The sequence below is a fragment of the Petrotoga halophila DSM 16923 genome (assembly GCF_002924615.1).
Genome location: NZ_JALY01000045.1, coordinates 1 through 18,361, shown reverse-complemented (window position 1 = coordinate 18,361; position 18,361 = coordinate 1). Strand labels below are relative to the sequence as shown.

Annotated in this window: 11 protein-coding genes; 10 read left to right on the top strand and 1 reads right to left on the bottom strand. The window is 33.5% G+C overall.

Annotated features, from left to right (window positions below):
* Positions 1-506 precede the first annotated feature (506 nt).
* Positions 507-2,378: an ATP-binding cassette domain-containing protein gene (locus AA81_RS02030; RefSeq protein WP_103898027.1), complete on the top strand. Its 1,872-nt coding sequence runs from the start codon at positions 507-509 to the stop codon at positions 2,376-2,378.
* A 19-nt stretch (positions 2,379-2,397) separates the two neighbouring features.
* The gene (locus AA81_RS02025; protein ID WP_103898026.1) at positions 2,398-2,985 is read left to right on the top strand and encodes an ANTAR domain-containing response regulator; all 588 of its coding nucleotides are present in this window, start codon (positions 2,398-2,400) and stop codon (positions 2,983-2,985) included.
* A gap of 14 nt (positions 2,986-2,999) precedes the next feature.
* Here AA81_RS02025 and era read toward each other — a convergent pair whose 3' ends face one another.
* On the bottom strand, positions 3,000-3,926 hold the full coding sequence (gene era / locus AA81_RS02020; protein WP_103898025.1) for a GTPase Era: 927 nt from the start codon (positions 3,924-3,926) through the stop codon (positions 3,000-3,002).
* A 286-nt stretch (positions 3,927-4,212) separates the two neighbouring features.
* Here era and AA81_RS02015 point away from each other — a divergent pair, with 286 nt between their 5' ends.
* From AA81_RS02015 to AA81_RS01980, 8 genes are all read left to right on the top strand, one after another.
* Positions 4,213-5,205 (top strand): Rpn family recombination-promoting nuclease/putative transposase, encoded by a 993-nt coding sequence (locus AA81_RS02015; RefSeq protein ID WP_103898024.1) that lies wholly within the window; start codon positions 4,213-4,215, stop codon positions 5,203-5,205.
* Positions 5,206-5,440: 235 nt separating this feature from the next.
* Positions 5,441-6,451, top strand: a complete 1,011-nt coding sequence (locus AA81_RS02010; protein WP_103898023.1) for an ABC transporter ATP-binding protein — start codon at positions 5,441-5,443, stop codon at positions 6,449-6,451.
* An 84-nt stretch (positions 6,452-6,535) separates the two neighbouring features.
* Positions 6,536-9,991, top strand: coding sequence for a DEAD/DEAH box helicase (locus AA81_RS02005; RefSeq protein WP_169999581.1), 3,456 nt, complete (start codon positions 6,536-6,538; stop codon positions 9,989-9,991).
* Positions 9,992-10,036: 45 nt separating this feature from the next.
* A complete protein-coding gene (locus tag AA81_RS02000) occupies positions 10,037-11,455 on the top strand; it encodes an MFS transporter (protein WP_103898021.1) in 1,419 nt (472 codons plus the stop codon).
* 702 nt (positions 11,456-12,157) lie between these two features.
* Positions 12,158-14,218, top strand: a complete 2,061-nt coding sequence (locus AA81_RS01995) for an alpha/beta hydrolase family protein (RefSeq protein WP_103078058.1) — start codon at positions 12,158-12,160, stop codon at positions 14,216-14,218.
* 333 nt (positions 14,219-14,551) lie between these two features.
* A complete protein-coding gene (glpK, locus tag AA81_RS01990) occupies positions 14,552-16,048 on the top strand; it encodes a glycerol kinase GlpK (protein WP_103078057.1) in 1,497 nt (498 codons plus the stop codon).
* 170 nt (positions 16,049-16,218) lie between these two features.
* Positions 16,219-17,646, top strand: coding sequence for an NAD(P)/FAD-dependent oxidoreductase (locus AA81_RS01985; protein ID WP_103078056.1), 1,428 nt, complete (start codon positions 16,219-16,221; stop codon positions 17,644-17,646).
* Positions 17,643-18,314, top strand: a complete 672-nt coding sequence (locus AA81_RS01980) for an FAD-dependent oxidoreductase (RefSeq protein ID WP_245863368.1) — start codon at positions 17,643-17,645, stop codon at positions 18,312-18,314. Before AA81_RS01985 ends, AA81_RS01980 begins: the two co-directional genes overlap by 4 nt.
* Positions 18,315-18,361 lie beyond the last annotated feature (47 nt).

The window sequence follows — 18,361 nt, the reverse complement described above, 5'->3', positions numbered from 1 at the left end:
TTTGAATTTCTAGGAGACTATAAAGTTCTTTGATTCCTTTAAAAAATTCTAAAATTCTTCATTATCTCAAAACTTCTTAATGGTTGAATTTACATCACGTTTTTTTATTTCTCTGATCAAGATTTCTACTCTTTCTCTGTAAACTAATATAAGTAATAATTTAAATAACTTTAAAAGAGTTAGTGTTTAGTTAAAGAAAAATATGCATATCCAGATAAAGAGAGTAGATCGAAACAAAAAATGCCTTAATATCTCTATACAGAGATATTAAGGCATCCTTGACCTTTTATTATTAAATTTTTTATTGAATATTGTCACCCCACTCTTAAGGATGACTTACTAATAATTTAATCATATTATCATTTTTATGTCAAATCTGATTATAGGCAATTACAGTCAATTAGAAGCAAATAGATCCAAATAATAAGAAAATCCTTGGTTTTTCTAATAAATATGAAATTTGATATAATAAAATATGAAATTGTTAAATTATGTGGTGATAATAAATGTCGGAAAAAATTTTTGAAATTCATAATTTTTATGTAAAAGAACAAGACATAGAAATTTTAAAAAATTTCTCTTTAGAATTGCAAAAGGGAGAAATTATAGTCATTGTTGGTCAAGAGGGTTCAGGTAAGAATGCCATTATCAATGGATTAATTGGTAAGTTACCTGCAGAAGGAAAATTGTTTCACATGGGGAAACTTGTCCCTTTCAATTTGTATGATTTAAAGAAAAATAAGATTGAAATTATTGTTCAAAAACCTAAGTTATTAGAGAATCTTTCAGTTTTAGAGAATTTGTTTTTAGACACTTCTTTTAAGAAAAAGCTACCAATTTTTTACTTTAAAAGAAAAATTCAAAAAGTAGTGGAGGCAATTTTAAAAAAGTATAATTTGAACTTATCACCATATATGAAAGTAGGGGATCTCACATTAGAAGAAAAGAAAAATTTGGCGTTTGCTAGGGCTTTCTCGGTCAATCCAGATGTTGTAATTTTATACGAACCAGCTGAAAACATTTCTTTAAGTTCTTTGATGAATCTGCATAGTATGATAAGAACACACAAAAAAGAAGGCAGAAGTGTAATCTACATAACCAAGCAATGGGAGAATGCCTTGAGAATCGCCGATAAGATCGCAATATTGAATGAAGGTGAGATCACTGAAATTCTAGACTCCCAAGAGGCAAAAAATAATCCTAAAAAATTGATAAATAAGATTATGGGAATTAACACTGATGACAATAAGGCTAGTTCAGAAGAAACTCAATTAATCGAATCAGTCTTCCAAGCTGCAGAATATTTAGCCTCGGAATATGAGCTAGGTGACCTTATGGATTTACTTGCGAAAAATGTTGCAAAGGCCATGAAAGCAGATGCATGTGGAATATCTCTGATGGATGAGGACACAAGCTCAATAATAGACAAGGCTTTTTACAAAAGAAATAAAAATGTCGAATTTGTACCTAATGAATCAGAAATTTTGAATTTAATCGGTGATGAAAAAGTCTATTATTTTTCAAAAAGGGATAGAGGATTCGAAAAATTCTTCAAAATTAACAAAGATATCTGTAGTTTTATATGTATTCCTTTATACATAAGGTCAAGGTTGAGCGGTATAATCCATATATATTATAAAGAAGTGTATATATATTCGGAAGAAGAGATAAAATATTTAGAAACTATTGCTCATCAAGCTGCGTTAGCAATTCATGATACAAGGTTGGTTGGAAGTTCTGTATTGTTGCAAGAGAGTCACCATCGAATCAAGAATAATCTACAGTCTATAATTAGTTTGATATCTTTGTATAAAATGTCTATTAAAAAAGATTCAAATAAAGACATAATAGGGATGCTAGATGAGTTAATGTCAAAGATAAAAAGTATCGCAGCAGTACATGATTTGTTGTCGAAAGATAAATTAGGCAGGAGTATTATCAATCTCAAAGAAATGATAATTAAGATAGTCAAATTTATGAGTAGCACTAGAGAAGAAATCAAATTTAACTTTGACTTGGACGATATTTTTGTTTCATATAGCAAGGCTTCCGCATTAGCTTTAGTAGTCAATGAGCTAATTAATAACAGTCTAAAGTATGCATTTGTTGGTAAAGAAAGCGGTGAAATAACTATTATTTCAAAATTTCATAACGAATCAATAAGACTGGAGATTTCAGATAATGGAGTGGGATTCACACAAAATTTTGATATTAAAAAAAACCAAGGCCTTGGATTATCAATTGTATATTCTATAGTTACTAAACAACTAAAAGGAGAAATATATCTAGAAAGTTCTAACGGTGCGAAAATACGAATTGAGATCCCAGTAAAACAGATTGGTACGAATATTTTCGACGAGGAATTGGAAAAAATTTGAAGAAGTCGGGGGTTGAAATATGAAAGATTTGAAAGTACTAATTGCCGAGGATGAATCTCTAATTTTAATGGGGTTAAGGAGTAACTTAGAAAATCTAGGTTGTAAAGTGGTTGGCGAAGCTACAAACGGTAAAGAGTTGGTCAAATTAGCTGTAGAAAAAAAGCCTGATATGATTATAGCTGATATTAATCTACCTGTTATGGATGGTTTGGAGGCATTAAGAAGAATAAGTGAGAAGGTTTTTATCCCCACATTGATTGTAAGTGGCTATGATGATGAAGAATTGATTGATAGAGCAAAAAAATTGGGAGTGTTGGGATATTTAATAAAGCCCATAGATGAATCAGATTTGAAAGCAGAAATTGAAGTTGCTCTTTCTAGATTTGAGGATATTAAGAATTTAAAGGACGAATTAGAAGTAACGAAAGAAACTTTGGAATCAAGAAAGTTAATAGAAAAAGCCAAAGGTATCGTAATGGAAAGATTACAATTGAACGAAGAGGAATCGATGAAATTTTTGCAAAAAAAGAGTAGAAATTCCAACAAAAAATTAGTTGAAGTTGCAAAGGAGATTATAGAAGCTGACAAGGCTTTTAGAATTGATTAAGGTGCTACAGAAGATTATTTTCCATCTTTTATATCTTCAATTTTGTATTCCATAGTATTATTTAAAATATTTTCGTCATCTCTCCATTTGTCTCGAACCTTTACGTAAAGATCAAGGTAAACTTTACTTTCAAAAAGTTCTTCAATGTCTTTTCTAGCCAATTGACCGATCATTTTAATCATACTTCCGTTTTTACCTATTATAATAGGTTTTTGGCTTTTCTTTTCAACATAGATTTCTGCTCTAACATATAAAACGCCATTATCTCTTTCTTTAAGTTCTTCTATAACTACACCACTTGAATGGGGAATCTCTTCCTTTGTTAAATGAAAGATTTTTTCCCGAATTAATTCAGAAATGATAAACCTTGAGGGTTTATCGGTGATCATATCTTCTGGATAGTATTGTGGCCCTTCAGGCAGTAAATCTATAATACTTTGTTTTAATTCAAAAAGATTTTTACCTGTCAAGGCTGAGATTTCAAAAGTTTTAAGTATGTTTGAACACAAACTTTGTATTTTTTCTGTCATCAAGTTAATTTTTTCTTTGTCTTTTATTAGATCCACTTTGTTGACTAGAAGAATGGTAGGAATTTTTGATTTGTCAACTATTTCGGCAACTCTTAAATCTGAATTTCTTAACCCATCTTTGGCATCTATCATAAAAAGTATCAAGTCAACGCCTCTCAATGCGTTAATTGCAATATTAACCATATATTCCCCGATTTTTCTTATTGGTTTGTGAATACCTGGGGTGTCGACAAAGACTATTTGATAATCATCTTCAGTTAAAATGCAGTTTACTCTATTTCTTGTGGTTTGTGGTTTGTCAGAAACAATAACCACTTTTTGACCCATAAAAGCGTTTATCAATGTTGATTTCCCAACATTGGGTTTCCCAGCCAAGGCAACAAAACCACTTTTAAAACCGTTGTTTTCCATATTTTCCTCCAAAAAACTATATTTGATAATCTCACACTCATTATTTATACTTCTATTTCTATTGTAGTGTAGTGTTATGTAAAAGTCAAGTTATGAACGACACTTTCTCAAATAGAGTTATATAGTAGTTCGCGTCCACTGCGGGAGGGATGGCTTCGCCCTGCTGTTCTTTCAAATCAAAATTTCTACAATAAGATAGTATAATTAAACAAATAAATGGTATAATTAAATTAACAAAGAAGACGCTTCGCCATACAACAAAAAAATAAACCAAAAGGAGAAGCTTATGTCTAATCCAATAAAAAATTCAATATTCAAAGAATTATTCGAAGACAGATCCATATTCTATGACTTTCTAAAAGCCTTTCTACCAAAAGAAATCATACAACAAATAAAAGAGACAAACTTAAAACGTGAGCAAACTGAACTAATAAACAATGACTTCTCTACAAAAAGATCGGACATACTATACAAGATAGAAAAGGAAAACGGGGAAGATGTATACATATACCTATTATTGGAGCATCAAAGTAAGGTTGACCAACTGATGGCATTCAGGATGTTAGCATACAAGGTAAGAATATGGGAACAATATGTAAAGAATCACAAAAAAGAATCAGAACACAAAGGATTCAAGCTACCAGTCATATTAGGAATAGTCTTTTACGATGGGGAAGCGAAATGGACATCCGCAAGGGATGTTAAAGACAAGATAACAAAGATAAAAAACATGGAAGAGTATTTAATAAAAGCGGATTATGAACTAATAAGTTTAAATAATATAAAAGAAGAAACACTAATAAACATGAAGAACGCACTAGGAATAATTTTATTAACGGACAAACCAAACATAAGGGTAAAAAGTATAGAAGAGTTGCTAAAAATAATAAGGGAAGAAATAATACCGAACTTACCAAAAGGAGAGCAAGAGAAATTTAAAAAACACAGGAATGCCTTTATAGAATTGTTCAAAAAGAAGACCGGGTACAAAGAGATAGAAAGGTACAAAGAGTTAGAAAAAATGGAGGTGCCAAGTATGTTTGACACATTAGAAAAGATAGCAAAAAGGGACAGAGAAGAAGCTAAATTGGAAGGAAAAATTGAAGAAAGGGGAAGATTTATAGAATTCATCATAAAAAACCTCAATAAAAGATTTGGTAACCGATTAACAGAAGAGATAAAAGGTAAGATAAGAAAGGCGGATGAAAAAACGATAGATTACATAGGAGATAATTTATTAGAAATAACAATAGAAGAACTAAAAGAGCTATTAAAATAGTTGTAATAGGCTGATCCGTTACTCATTCAAAGTATTTGTACCGTAATTGTGTTGTTGAAGGTATCACTCCTCTTAAGATAAGGGGTGATATTTTTTTATACTTTTTTCAAGTATTTCATTAATAATTTTTATTTCTTGTTAGATAATGATTAATTTTCAATTAAATATGGTATAATTTTAATGAAAAAGTAACCTCAATCTTTGCTCTATTATCTAGCAAAGGAGGTGAAAAATAATGGCTGAAGTAACCAGTGACATTTTTTTAAAGGTTGAAAACCTAAATTCCCAAGTTGGTAATGGTAAGTTCAGGCTAAAGAATATCTCTTTTGAATTGCCAGGTGGAGAAATTTTAGCTATTTTAGGTCCTTCTGGTTCGGGTAAAACGGTACTATTAAGAACCCTTGCTGGTTTGAATAAAACCGAGTCTGGAGCAATTATCTTTGGAGACGAAAGGATAGAAGAGTATTCTCCAAGAGAAAGAAAAGTAGGTTTTGTCTTTCAAAACTATGCCATTTTTCCTCATTTAGATACCAAATTGAATTTGGGTTTTCCTTTGTACATTAGTGGAAAAAAGAAAAAAGAAGTGTATGAGACAGCGATAAAAGCAGCAGAAGAGTTAGATGGCTTACCAAATTATTTAGAAATAAAGCCCAATGAATTGCCCGAAGGTATGAAGCAATTGATCGCCTTTGGAAGAGAAAAATTACACGACTGTAGGTTGCTGCTCCTTGATGAACCACTAAGTCAGTTGGATAGAAAGATCCACGTAGAAATGAGAGCTTTGCTCAAAAGGTTTATACAAGAGTTAGGTAAAACAACGATCGTGGTTTTCAGTGATCCTGAAGATGCTTTGTCGGTAAGTGAATACCTTGCTATACTGGATGATGGAAAAATTTTGCAATTTGGAGAAACCTTTGATGTTTACAAAAACCCATCGAACTTAAAAGTTATGGAACTTACTTCCAGATTAGGATTGAACACAATAGACGTTGAAATCAAAGATGGCAACGTATTAAATAAGCTAAAAGTAAATAAAGAAGATGGCAAATACAAGTTATGTTTTAGGCCAGAAGAAATAGCTATTAAAGACGAAGGATTCGAGGTTCAAACGGTAGACAGTCATATCTATGATTCTTCACATAATCTTGTAGAATGCGATTTTCATGGAAATCCGGTCAGGCTCTTAGTACATAAAAATACACCTGAAAAGTTTAATTTTATTCCGACTAATCCTAAATATTATTGACAAAAGCTAAAATAAGGGATTTTGGAGGTTGCTCTCCAAAATCCCTTATTAAAAAGTATGGCGAAAGAAGGTAATAAAAGTAATATGGGTGGGAAATACGTTTTTGGAAAAAGCTGGTGGGGCAAAAAATGGGTAGAGGCTTTAGAAAATATTGACAGAGATACTAACAGGTTGCCACGAGGTAGAAGTTACGCAAAAAAAGGGGCGGTTTTGGAGATTAAAATTCAAAAAGACTCAGCAATATCATCAAGGGTTCAAGGTACGAGGCCATATCCTTACAGAGAGAAAATAGCTTTACCTTCTTTTACGCAAGAAGAAAAAGAAAAAATCAAAAAGGTACTAAACGAAAGATTAGACCTTTCTGCTATGTTAATTGGCGGAAACCTTCCTGAAGAACTTTTAGATATCACAGACAAAATGGGAATAAAGTTGTTCCCAAAAAGTTGGAATGATATATACGCATATTGTTCATGTCCAGATTGGGCAAATCCTTGTAAACATTTGGCAGCTGTTTACTATATCATAGCAGATGAGATAGACAAAGACCCTTTTTTGATCTTCGAAATGCACGGTATGAAAAAGAAAGATTTGATAGAAATTGCTAAAGAGACAGAAAAAACTTCTGATTCTATCTTTACAGATAAAGAAGAACCTTCGAAACCGATGGAACAACCAGATCCTTCGTATGAAAATTATGAAATAGAAAAGGTTATAAACCTACTACCTGGCGAGGCTTATTTTTACGATGGGAAAAACTTTAAAAGCCTTCTGTTGAGGATGTACAATCAGTTATCAAAAGCTATAAACGAAGAAGATGGAAGTGTAGATGAAGAGTTTACCCCATATTTCAAAGAGACAGAGATAAAATTCATTTATTCTCCCATTACTCCTAATATTATTTTAAAAGGTGAACCGCTAAAAGAATTAGAATGCGAAAAAGAAAATGACCTTTATACGGTACATTACGAGGATTTATTCAATTTGTTTGGATCGGTCCCCCTTGTGGAAACCAATGAGGATAGTGAAGCATCAATATTTTTAAAAAGATTGGTTTCTTTCGTATACAGGGTTATCGATATGAAGGCATTTATCCCCACCCCACAAAAGATAAGCGAAGACGAATTCGTTATCGATTACACACCTGTTTACTTTAATGATTATGTAAGTGATTACGTTAATTATTTGAGTTCTATCGTTCCATGGGGCTTAGTAATAAACGAAAAAGGTCAATATATGAAAAGAGATAAAATCGTTGAGTACCTTGTATCCCAGTACATTAAATTTCTCATAAAAAAGTATTACAAATCAGAAGTGAAGAATAAAATAACCGAAGTTTTCTTTGAATCCAAAGTTTACAACGCTGAAAAGTTTGAAGAAAAAAGAACCTACGAAAGTATAAAGAACTATCTTGAACCTTTACTTTTGAGGCAAAGCAAGTATCAATTGGTTATTAGTATAGAGGATATGGGAGAATTGTTTTTCAACCTATCACTCGATATCTACAGAAAAGATGAACCTTTTGATACTTACCAAGGTATAAAAAGTTTCTTTGAAAGTCAAGAAGATGGAAAGTCAGAGGTCTTGAAAGAGATAGTAACTATTGCAAAATACGCAGAATTTTTTGGAGAGTTTTTAAAAAAGAAAAGTTCTAAAATAATTGTCAATGCACATCAATTGTCTGAAATAATGATAAAAGCTATGCCCATATTGAAGCTTTTGAACGTTGAAATACTAGCTCCGAAAGGGCTCCAAAAGATTTCAAGGCCAAAACTTGTTCTAAAAGCAAACTCTAAAACTAGCCAGGTATCCTTTTTATCTTTGTCCAATCTCATACGGTTCAATTACACTGTTCTCATAGGAGATTCAGAAATTTCGCTTGAAGAATTTGAAAAGCTAGCAGAAAAATCAAAAGGGATAGTTAAGATAAAAGAAAATTACGTGTTTTTAGATGCCAACGAGTTTGAGTCTATTATGGAAAAAGTCAAGAATATAGACTTAACCTCAGACTTTGAAACTTTAAAAATTATACTTTCACAAGAGATGAACGGTCTTCCCGTGATATTGGATAACAACCTTCAAAAGTTTTTAGAAGATCTTAGAAAGGCTTCTCCAGTAATATTGCCAAAAAATCTTAATGCAGAGTTAAGGCATTATCAGAAAACAGGATTCAGATGGATGTACACGAACCTGGAAAAAGGTTTTAACGTCTGTATAGCGGATGATATGGGATTGGGTAAAACTGTCCAAGTTATATCGGTAATTCTCAAAATGAAAGAAGAAAAAGCGTTAAAAAATCCGGTTTTAGTGGTTTGCCCAACGACACTTGTTGGGAATTGGTACAAAGAGTGTAAAAAATTTGCACCTACTTTGAATATCAGTATTTACCATGGAAGTGATAGAAAGTTTGAGGATAATTCTGATGTGATTATAACGACTTACAGTGTTGTGAGAAACGACGTTGAATTTCTGACACAAAAAGAATTTTCGATGGTTGTTATAGATGAAGCACAAAACATAAAAAATTCTGATACACAACAAGCCAAAGCGGTAAAAGCTCTCCGCTCGCCAAAGAGGATCGCAATGACAGGAACCCCTGTAGAAAACAGATTAACCGAATTGTGGAGTTTATATGATTTCCTTATGCCTGGATATTTGGGGAGGAAAAATAGTTTTGTTGAAGCCTTCGCAAAACCTATTGAAAAATATGGGGATACAACAGCAAACAAAAGATTACAAAGTCTGATAAATCCATTTTTAATAAGAAGGGTTAAAACTGATAAAAATATTATAAAAGACCTTCCAGAAAAGTTCACATACGACGAATATGTATACTTGAAACCATCACAAATTGCGCTTTACAAAGAGGTTGTTGAACAGGTAGAAGAGGAGTTAGAAAAAACAGAAATTGACGGAATACAAAGAAAAGGATTGATACTTAAAATGTTGACTTCACTCAAACAGATCTGCAATCATCCTGTTAACTACACTAAAAAAGGAACTCCTTTACCAGATGATTCTGGTAAAACAGAGAAATTATTGGATCTACTTCAAAATATTATAGGTAACAACGAAAAAGCGGTACTTTTCACTCAATACAAAGAGATGGGAGATATATTATCGAAGATACTTACAGATAACCTTAAGATAGAACCTTTATTTTTTCATGGTGGCCTCAACAGGAAAAAGAGAGACGAAATGATAAACGATTTTCAAACAAAGCATAGATATCCAATTATGATCTTGTCCTTAAAGGCTGGGGGTACGGGATTGAATTTAACGGCTGCAAATCATGTTATACATTACGATCTTTGGTGGAATCCGGCAGTGGAAAGTCAGGCAACCGATAGAACTTTCAGGATTGGTCAAACAAAAGACGTCATAGTTCACAGATTCATAACGTTAGAAACTTTTGAAGAAAAAATAAATGAGATGTTGGAAAAAAAGAAAGAGTTATCTAAAAATATTATAAAAACAGGAGAAAGCTGGATAACTGAGTTGTCTAACCAGGAGATAAAGAACTTATTTAAATTGGGTAATTAAGGTTTAAAAATCTTTTCTTATTAATTCCATAAAGGAGATGGAAAAGTGAAAAGTGAAAAACTACCTTTGAAAACTAAGTTGTTTTATGCATCGGGGGATATTTTTGGTGGCGGTGCTTTCAATATAATAAATTTTTTCTACGCTATTTTCCTTACTGATGTCATTGGTCTGAAGATGCAGTATATTGCTCCCATTCTTTTGATTGGTAAGATTTGGGATGCCATTACAGATCCTTTGATGGGATTCATCACAGATAATACAAGAACTAGGTTTGGCAGAAGAAGACCTTACTTGTTGGCAGGAACCTTTTTGATCTTTATATCTTTTTTCATTCTTTGGTATCCGGCAAGTTTTCCTAATCAATTGGGGAAATTCATTTACGCACTAATTGCATACATAGCTTTTACAACCGTTTATACAATGGTGATGACTCCTTACACTGCTTTAGGGGCAGAACTAACCTTAGATTACCATGAAAGAACATCTTTAAATTCCTATAGGCTTGCCTTTTCATTGGCGGCGGGGCTGGTTTGTGCAGTGCTTCCAATGTTAATTGTGAATGCTTTTTCTGATATCAGAACAGGTTATATAATGATGGCAATAACCTTTGGCTTGATCTTTTCAATTCCATGGATAGGTGTTTTTCTATTCACCAAGGAAAGAAAAGAGTTCTCTAAAGAAAAAAGTACCTTCAACTTTTTCAATATGTTTTTTGAACCTTTTAAAATCAAGAGCTTTCGACTTCTTATCGCTATGTATCTTTTTGCATACTTATCGATAGATGTAGTTTCAACTATCTTTGCCTATTATACTAAGTATTATATTGGAAATGAAGGCCTACTTCCCATAGCGTTAGGTGCTCTTTTCATAACCGAAATTGTTTTTATCCCATTTTATGCCTTTATTGCTAAAAAGACATCCAAAAATATCTCATATATTTTAGGTGCATTAGTATGGTGTGTTGCGGGATTCATTCTTTTTACGTTGCCTCCTGATGTAACTATGTTCCACATAATTTTAATGGCGGCAACAATAGGTGCGGGAGTTTCAGGGGTTGCAGTTATGCCTCATACTATATTTGGGGATGTAACCGATGTTGCTGAATTAAAATTCGGTAAAAGAGAAGAGGGTACTTTAAGTGGTTTGATGACGTTTGTGAGGAAAGTGGCATCTGGCTTGGCTGTTGCTGGAGTTACTTTTTCATTAGGAATAGCGGGATTTGTTAACCCAATAGACGGTATAGAACAATCTCAACCTGAGAGTTTTTTGTTTGCGTTGAGATTTATAATCTCTTTCGTTCCGATAATTTTATTGGTTTTAGGAATAATTGCGGCTGCTAGATATCCTTTAAATCCTCGAAGACATGAAAAATTAAGAGAATATCTAGAGGCAAAAAGAGAGAATGAAACAATAAAAGAAGAATTAGAAAAAGAAATAATTGAATTAAAAAAAGAATTGATTTAATGCAAATGGTTGTAGCCAGTTTTTATAAATTATAAAAAGAAAGAAAAACTAAGTATTTAGTAGATAAATGTCTCTAATCAGAGATAAATGACTGTAATTGGTTGTAAATGGTTATAATTGACATTGACAATAGAAAAATATTAATATATAATTAATTCAAAAGTTTCTAAATCATGTAATTTGTAAAATAATGAAACATTGAAATTAGGCTTAAGACTTAAAGTTAATAAAAGTGATAAGGTGGAGAAGAAGAGAAAACCTTAGTAAATATTAGTATATCTAAAAGTGGGGAACCACTCGAGGATAAAAAACAGTATTTATTGAGGTTTTTTGTTTTGTAGTAGGGTAAGAGTACAATAAAAATAGGGAATAATGAAATTATTTTCTTTGCGCGTAAAGAAAAGTTTCAATAAAGCAGAAAGTATGATGTTTTAACAAAGTTAGTAGCTGAAAGCGTAGCATTTGTATCCTCTGGCGCCAGGAAAAGTTGGGAAGGTACATTTTAATGCCCACTTCAGAAATGGGCAAAAGCAATTATTAACGAAAGGTAGAGTAAAATAAAGTAAGAAGAAAAAGAGCCAAAATACTTAACAACCTTTTCTAAAAGGCCCAAAGCATTGTTCTTGTCATGGGCAGAAGCAGGGGAAACAACGGTGAAGATAGGGAAGTTTAAAAAAATTTTCTCTTAAGGAGGATAAGATGATGAAGGATGTTGTTGCTAAGAAAAAGAAGTATCAAAAATTACTTATGCTGTCCATAATTTTAATTTTGCTTGGAAGTGTTCTTGCCCATTTATTTAATACTTCATTTTATTCTACTAAGGTAAGCAGAATAAGTTTTGATACTGAGAAGGGTGAATTATCTGGTCTGCTTTATATTCCAAAGGGTGCTAATAGTCAGGATCCAAGACCGACAATTATTACTACACATGGGTATTTAAATTCTAGTGAAATGCAGGATGCAGTGGCAATAGAGCTTTCCAGAAGGGGATATGTTGTCCTGGCTCTGGATATGTATGACCACGGTCATTCAATAAACAATACAGAATTTTCTAGCTCTAGCGCCTTCTTCTCTTTTTGGCCCACTAGTATCTATGATGCAGTACAGTATATGTATGAACAAGATTATGTATTAAAAGATGAGGCAGGGAATGGGATTATTGCTGTTGGTGGTCATTCTATGGGTGGATTTTCATCCACAATGGCTATGGTGCAGGATGAACAGGATTATGCAACTACTGGGATAAGAAAAATACATGCTGGTTTAACCATGGGTTCGGATTATAGTTGGTCGAGTTATTTAGGTGTAACTGGTGATGTAGCTTTCCAGGCTTATGGTCCCAGAATAGTTGGTAAAGTTGCAGCTCATTATGATGAATTCTTCTTTGATCAGGAAGCTTTTGCATCAGGAGAGACGGTAGTCTATAAAGATTATACTAATACTGAAGAAGGGCGAAAATTCTTAGGAAATCCTGCTGAGCCACAGAGTGAAACCTGGTATAATCTGGAAAATGGGGGAAAAAGAATTATCTATACACCTCGCGAGATTCATCCTAGAAATCATTTTTCAATTACCACAACCGGTCATGCGATAGATTTTTATAATGTTGCTTTTGAGGAGTATACATCAACTAATCAGAATTCAGCAAATCTGCCATCTGGTAATCAAATATGGTTTTTAAAAGAACTATTTTCATTTGTGGCCATGATTGGATTCTTCCTGCTTCTTGTCCCGTTAGTCTTACTTATATCAGATCTACCTTTCTTCTCAAAATTAAAAACAGAGATAAATCCAGAAATTAAAGGTCCTGGGACCAAAAAGGATAAGATCATCTATTGGATTATATTTAGTATCTCCGCTTTATTCCCGGCATTATTCTTTCCCACTCTGATGGATAAAGCCGGAACGGGTATGACAGTTCTTAAGGTGTTCTCAGTGCTTGTAATTGCCCTTTCTGTAGTTAAGGTAATTATGGGGTTTGTAAAGAAAGATAAAGAAGGGTTTAAGGCAATCATCACAGGACCAGCACTGTTATCTGCCGTATCTATTATTTTATTATTGATTTTGATTAATTCTTCAAATGTCCTTAAATTGAACAGTTATTTTAATGAACCAGCTACAAATCAAATTCTCTATTGGGCCATGGTAGTAACATCTGTAGTAGCAATAATTGGCCTGTTCACCCATTATTTAAATAAAAATTCACAGAGTATTTCTCTCAAGCAGTATGGTTTTGTTGTTAACTGGAAATCTATTTTAGCTAGTTTAGTAGCAGCCCTGGTTGCGGTGCTAATTGCATATCTAATTCTGTTTATCATTGATACAGTATTCAAAGTTGACTTTAGAATCTGGACATGGGCTGTAAAGACTTTTGGAAGCAGTCATTTGGTTGCTGCTTTGAAATATGCTCCTTTCTTTTTCCTGTATTTTTATGTGACCGGGATTACGGTTAATGCTAATACTGGACATATGAAGGGATGGAAGGGTTACGTGGCTGCCTCTGTATTGAATGTTGGAGGTCTGGTTCTGTATCTGATATTACAGTACGGGAAACTTTTTATTACTGGAACAGCACTCTTCCCTTCCCAGTCACTCAGCAGCATCTTACTGTTTGCCCTTATTCCAACTCTGCTTGTTGCCACTATTTATTCTAAAGTTCTTTTTAAAAGAACTGGTAATATATATACGGGAGTATTTTTAAATACATTCCTAGTTACAATGATTACGGTTGCCAACACTACCTTATATAGTGGTTTAATTTGAATATTGAGGGAATTGAGTCTTTAATATTATGGAGTATATACCAAACCAACAGGCATGTATTATATATATGCCTGTTGGTTTGATAAACTTCTTTAGTACGCCTTTCTGTGGTTAGACTATTATTGGAAAAAAACGCATGAAAGAATTACAGCTGAAAAGAGTTTCTGAATAACGACAATTGTATGACCTCTTATGAGACAATAATGATGTGATATCGAATAAATTATACTGTGAGGAAGTAAATGTACAAAAATTGAAAATTTTAAAAGTTAGTTAAAATGCGTGTTTTAGAATTTCTAAAATGAGTATAAAAAAGTTTTTAGGAGGACTGTAATGGAAAAGTATATTTTATCAATCGATCAAGGGACTACAAGTTCTCGGGCTATAATTTTTGATCACGATGGGAATGTTGTTAGTTTAGCACAGCAAGAATTTATGCAGTATTATCCTAAACCCGGATGGGTAGAGCATGATCCCAATGAAATTTGGGCAACTACAATGGGAGTTATAGCAGATGCTATGGCTCGAGGGAATATTAAACGTAGTCAGATCAGTGCGATTGGTATAACTAATCAAAGGGAGACAACCGTTATTTGGGATGCAGAAACGGGGAAACCTGTTCACAATGCAATCGTTTGGCAAGATAGAAGGACTTCAAAAATTTGTGATAATTTGAAAGAAAAAGGTTTAGAAGAAGCTATTAAGCATAAGACAGGTCTTATGGTAGATGCTTACTTTTCTGGAACTAAAATTAAATGGATTTTGGATAATATTGAAGGAGTCAGAGAAAAAGCAGAAGCTGGAAAACTTAGATTTGGAACTATAGATACGTGGTTAATCTGGAAGCTAACTAATGGAAAAGTTCACGTTACTGATTATACCAATGCATCCAGAACAATGATATACAATATTTTCGATCTTAAATGGGATGAAGATCTTCTTAAAGAGTTAAATATACCTTTTTCTCTTTTACCAGAGGTAAAACCTTCGAGTCAAATATATGGTAATACCGATGTAGATGTATTCGGCGCAGAAGTACCCATTGCTGGAATAGCAGGAGATCAGCAAGCTGCTACGTTTGGTCAGGTTTGCTATGAAAAAGGTATGGTAAAAAACACATATGGCACCGGTTGTTTCATGTTAATGAACACTGGGGAAGATCCTATTGAATCTAAACATGGTTTATTAACTACAATAGCTTACGGAATTGATGGGAAGGTTAACTATGCCTTGGAAGGATCTATTTTCGTTACAGGTGCTGCTGTTCAATGGCTTAGAGATGAGTTAAAGATAGTTGATAGTGCTGCAGATACTGAATATTATGCAACTAAAGTCAAAGATAATGGTGGTGTTTATTTTGTGCCGGCATTTGCAGGGCTTGGAGCGCCTTATTGGGATATGTATGCAAGGGGTACAATCGTTGGCTTAACAAGAGGATCATCAAAAGCACACATTATTAGAGCTACTTTGGAATCTATAGCATATCAAACAAGAGATGTTCTTGAAGCTATGGAGGCCGATTCGGGTATAAAACTTAAAACTCTCCGAGTAGATGGTGGTGCTGCATTAAATAATTTCCTTTTGCAATTTCAATCTGATATTCTTGGTGTAGAGGTTGAAAGGCCCGTAGTTAATGAGACGACAGCGTTAGGTGCAGCATATTTGGCGGGTTTGGCAGTAGGATATTGGAATGGTCAGGAGGAATTATTAAGAAAATGGAAACGGGATGCCCTTTTTACTCCTCAAATGGATGAGGATGAAAGGGAAAGATTGTACGCTGGTTGGAAAAGAGCCGTTGAAAGGGCAAAAAATTGGATTGAAGAAAAATAATCAAATAATTGTAAGTCTGTTAACTTTCACTTAATTTAAGTATGTTAGAATGTGTGGTGAAATAAAAGTTAATAATAAAATGGTGGAGAATAAGAGAAAACCATATCCTAAAGCGAAATTATTTCGTAAAGGGTATGGTTTTTTTTATAATATCAGGAGGTTGGTAAAAGTTGATAGCGGTTATAGGTTCTGGAATAGTAGGAAGTTTAATCGCAAGAGAAATTAACAAATATATAGAAGATGTCTTCATATTTGAGGCAAGAAACGGAATAGGAACAGGTGTCACAAAAGGAAATTCTGGAATAATTCACGGGGGGTATGACGATACTCCTGGAAGTTTAAGGTCAGAACTGTGTTATAAGGGTAATAAATTGTACGATGAGATATCCCAGGAACTTTCTGTAGAAGTGAAAAGAGTTGGATCACATGTTGTTGCATTAAACGAAGATGAGTTAAAAGCGATCGATGAGTTGGAAGAAAGAGCAATTCAAAACGGGGTCAAAGAATATGAGATTTTAGATAAGGTAGAACTATTAGAAATGGAGCCAAATTTAAATAAGAGTGCTTTAAAATCCTTTTATTGCCCTATAGCAGGTGTGACTGAGCCATGGGAAGTAGCTATGCAAGCTACAAAATCGGTAGAGATCAATGGAGGAAAAGTTTTAAAAAATAAGAAACTTGTTGAAGTAAAAAAGAAAGATAACAAGTTTGAATTGTTCTTTGAAGATGGGAGCAGTTATATAGCAGATTTAGTTATTAATGTTGCAGGATTATATGCAGATGAAGTAGCAAAACTTTTTGGAGATGAGGTACCTTATATTTTCCCTGTAAAAGGTGAGTATTATCTTTTAGGAAAGGACATAAAGTATGCAAATGCTGTCATTTTTCCAACTCCCTCTAAGTTGACGAAAGGTTGTTTGGTGGTTCCGACTGTGGATGGGGGTTATTTAGCTGGGCCTACTGCTCATGGTGTGAAATCAAAACAAGATCTTTCTACGACTCAAGAAGGGCTTTTAGAAGTCAGAGAAAAATCTTTGAGGTTGGTTCCAACTTTAGATTTTTCAAGGAATGTAATTAAAACGTTTGCCGGTCTAAGACCTGAAACAAAGGAAAAAGATTTTCATATCGATGTAGGTGGAGGGAATGTTATACATGTTTCTGGTATAAGATCCCCTGGATTAACCGCTGCACCTGCGATCGCTAAATACGTTGTAGAATATCTTATTCAAGAAAAGTTACATATTAATTTACAAAAAAGGAAAAATTACATCGGTCAAATAGAAAAAGTTCCACATTTAGTGGAAAAGGATTATGACTACTGGGAAAGAGTCATTCAAGAAGATCCAGATGCTGGAGAAATGATTTGTTATTGTAACAAAATAACAAAAAAAGAGATTAAAGAGGCTATAAAAAACGGTGCAAGAACTTTAGATGATGTTAAATTTGCTACGAGAGCTTCCTTTGGAGAATGTCAAGGAAGTTTTTGCATACCAAAGATATTGAAAATAATCTCCGAAGAAACAGGGTTAAAACCAGAAGAAGTACTTCAAAATGAAAAAGGTTCGTGGATAATAAATTCCGAGGTGAGAGCGATATGAAATACGAAACAGATGTTGTTGTATTAGGTGGTGGCGGAGGAGGAATGGCCGCTGCTAAGGCTGCAGATAAAAATGGTGCAAACGTTATTCTTATAGAAAGGGAAGAAGAAAACGGTGGAGTTTTAAATCAATGTATTCACAATGGTTTTGGGATACATTATTATAGAAAAGATTTAACTGGCCCAGAATTCAAAGAAACGCTTCAAGAAGAATTAGCCAATACGAATATAAAAATATTGAACAGTGCCTTTGTGTTGAATGTGAATAAAGATAAACAATTGACTTTTGTGAATCATAAAGGGATACACGAGATAAAAACAAAGGCTTTAGTTATGGCAACAGGGGCAAGAGAAAGACATTTTAATTCACTTGCGGTTCCGGGTGATAGGGTTGCTGGTATTTTTACCGCAGGAGTAGCTCAAAAATACATCAACCTTCAAAATCTCAAGCCAGCCAATAGCGCCTTAATAGTTGGTTCAGGAGATATTGGATTGATAATGGCTCGCCGGCTTCATTTAGAGGGAATAGAAGTAAAAGGTGTTGTAGAAATTTTGCCATACCCAGGTGGGTTGGAAAGAAACGTTCAACAGTGTCTAAGAGATTATAAAATTCCATTGAAACTTTCCCATAACATAAAAAGAGGCGATGGGAAAAAAAAATTTAGTTAAGTTTACGTAACTAAAGATGGGGGAAAAAGAGAGATCATTCCAAAAAC

What these genes read in the sequence shown, in the direction of transcription:
- AA81_RS02030 (WP_103898027.1), top strand. Translation starts at nt 507, where the DNA reads ATGTCGGAAAAAATTTTTGAAATTCATAATTTTTATGTAAAAGAACAA.
- AA81_RS02025 (WP_103898026.1), top strand. Translation starts at nt 2,398, where the DNA reads ATGAAAGATTTGAAAGTACTAATTGCCGAGGATGAATCTCTAATTTTA.
- era (WP_103898025.1), bottom strand. Translation starts at nt 3,926, where the DNA reads ATGGAAAACAACGGTTTTAAAAGTGGTTTTGTTGCCTTGGCTGGGAAA.
- AA81_RS02015 (WP_103898024.1), top strand. Translation starts at nt 4,213, where the DNA reads ATGTCTAATCCAATAAAAAATTCAATATTCAAAGAATTATTCGAAGAC.
- AA81_RS02010 (WP_103898023.1), top strand. Translation starts at nt 5,441, where the DNA reads ATGGCTGAAGTAACCAGTGACATTTTTTTAAAGGTTGAAAACCTAAAT.
- AA81_RS02005 (WP_169999581.1), top strand. Translation starts at nt 6,536, where the DNA reads ATGGGTGGGAAATACGTTTTTGGAAAAAGCTGGTGGGGCAAAAAATGG.
- AA81_RS01995 (WP_103078058.1), top strand. Translation starts at nt 12,158, where the DNA reads ATGAAGGATGTTGTTGCTAAGAAAAAGAAGTATCAAAAATTACTTATG.
- glpK (WP_103078057.1), top strand. Translation starts at nt 14,552, where the DNA reads ATGGAAAAGTATATTTTATCAATCGATCAAGGGACTACAAGTTCTCGG.
- AA81_RS01980 (WP_245863368.1), top strand. Translation starts at nt 17,643, where the DNA reads ATGAAATACGAAACAGATGTTGTTGTATTAGGTGGTGGCGGAGGAGGA.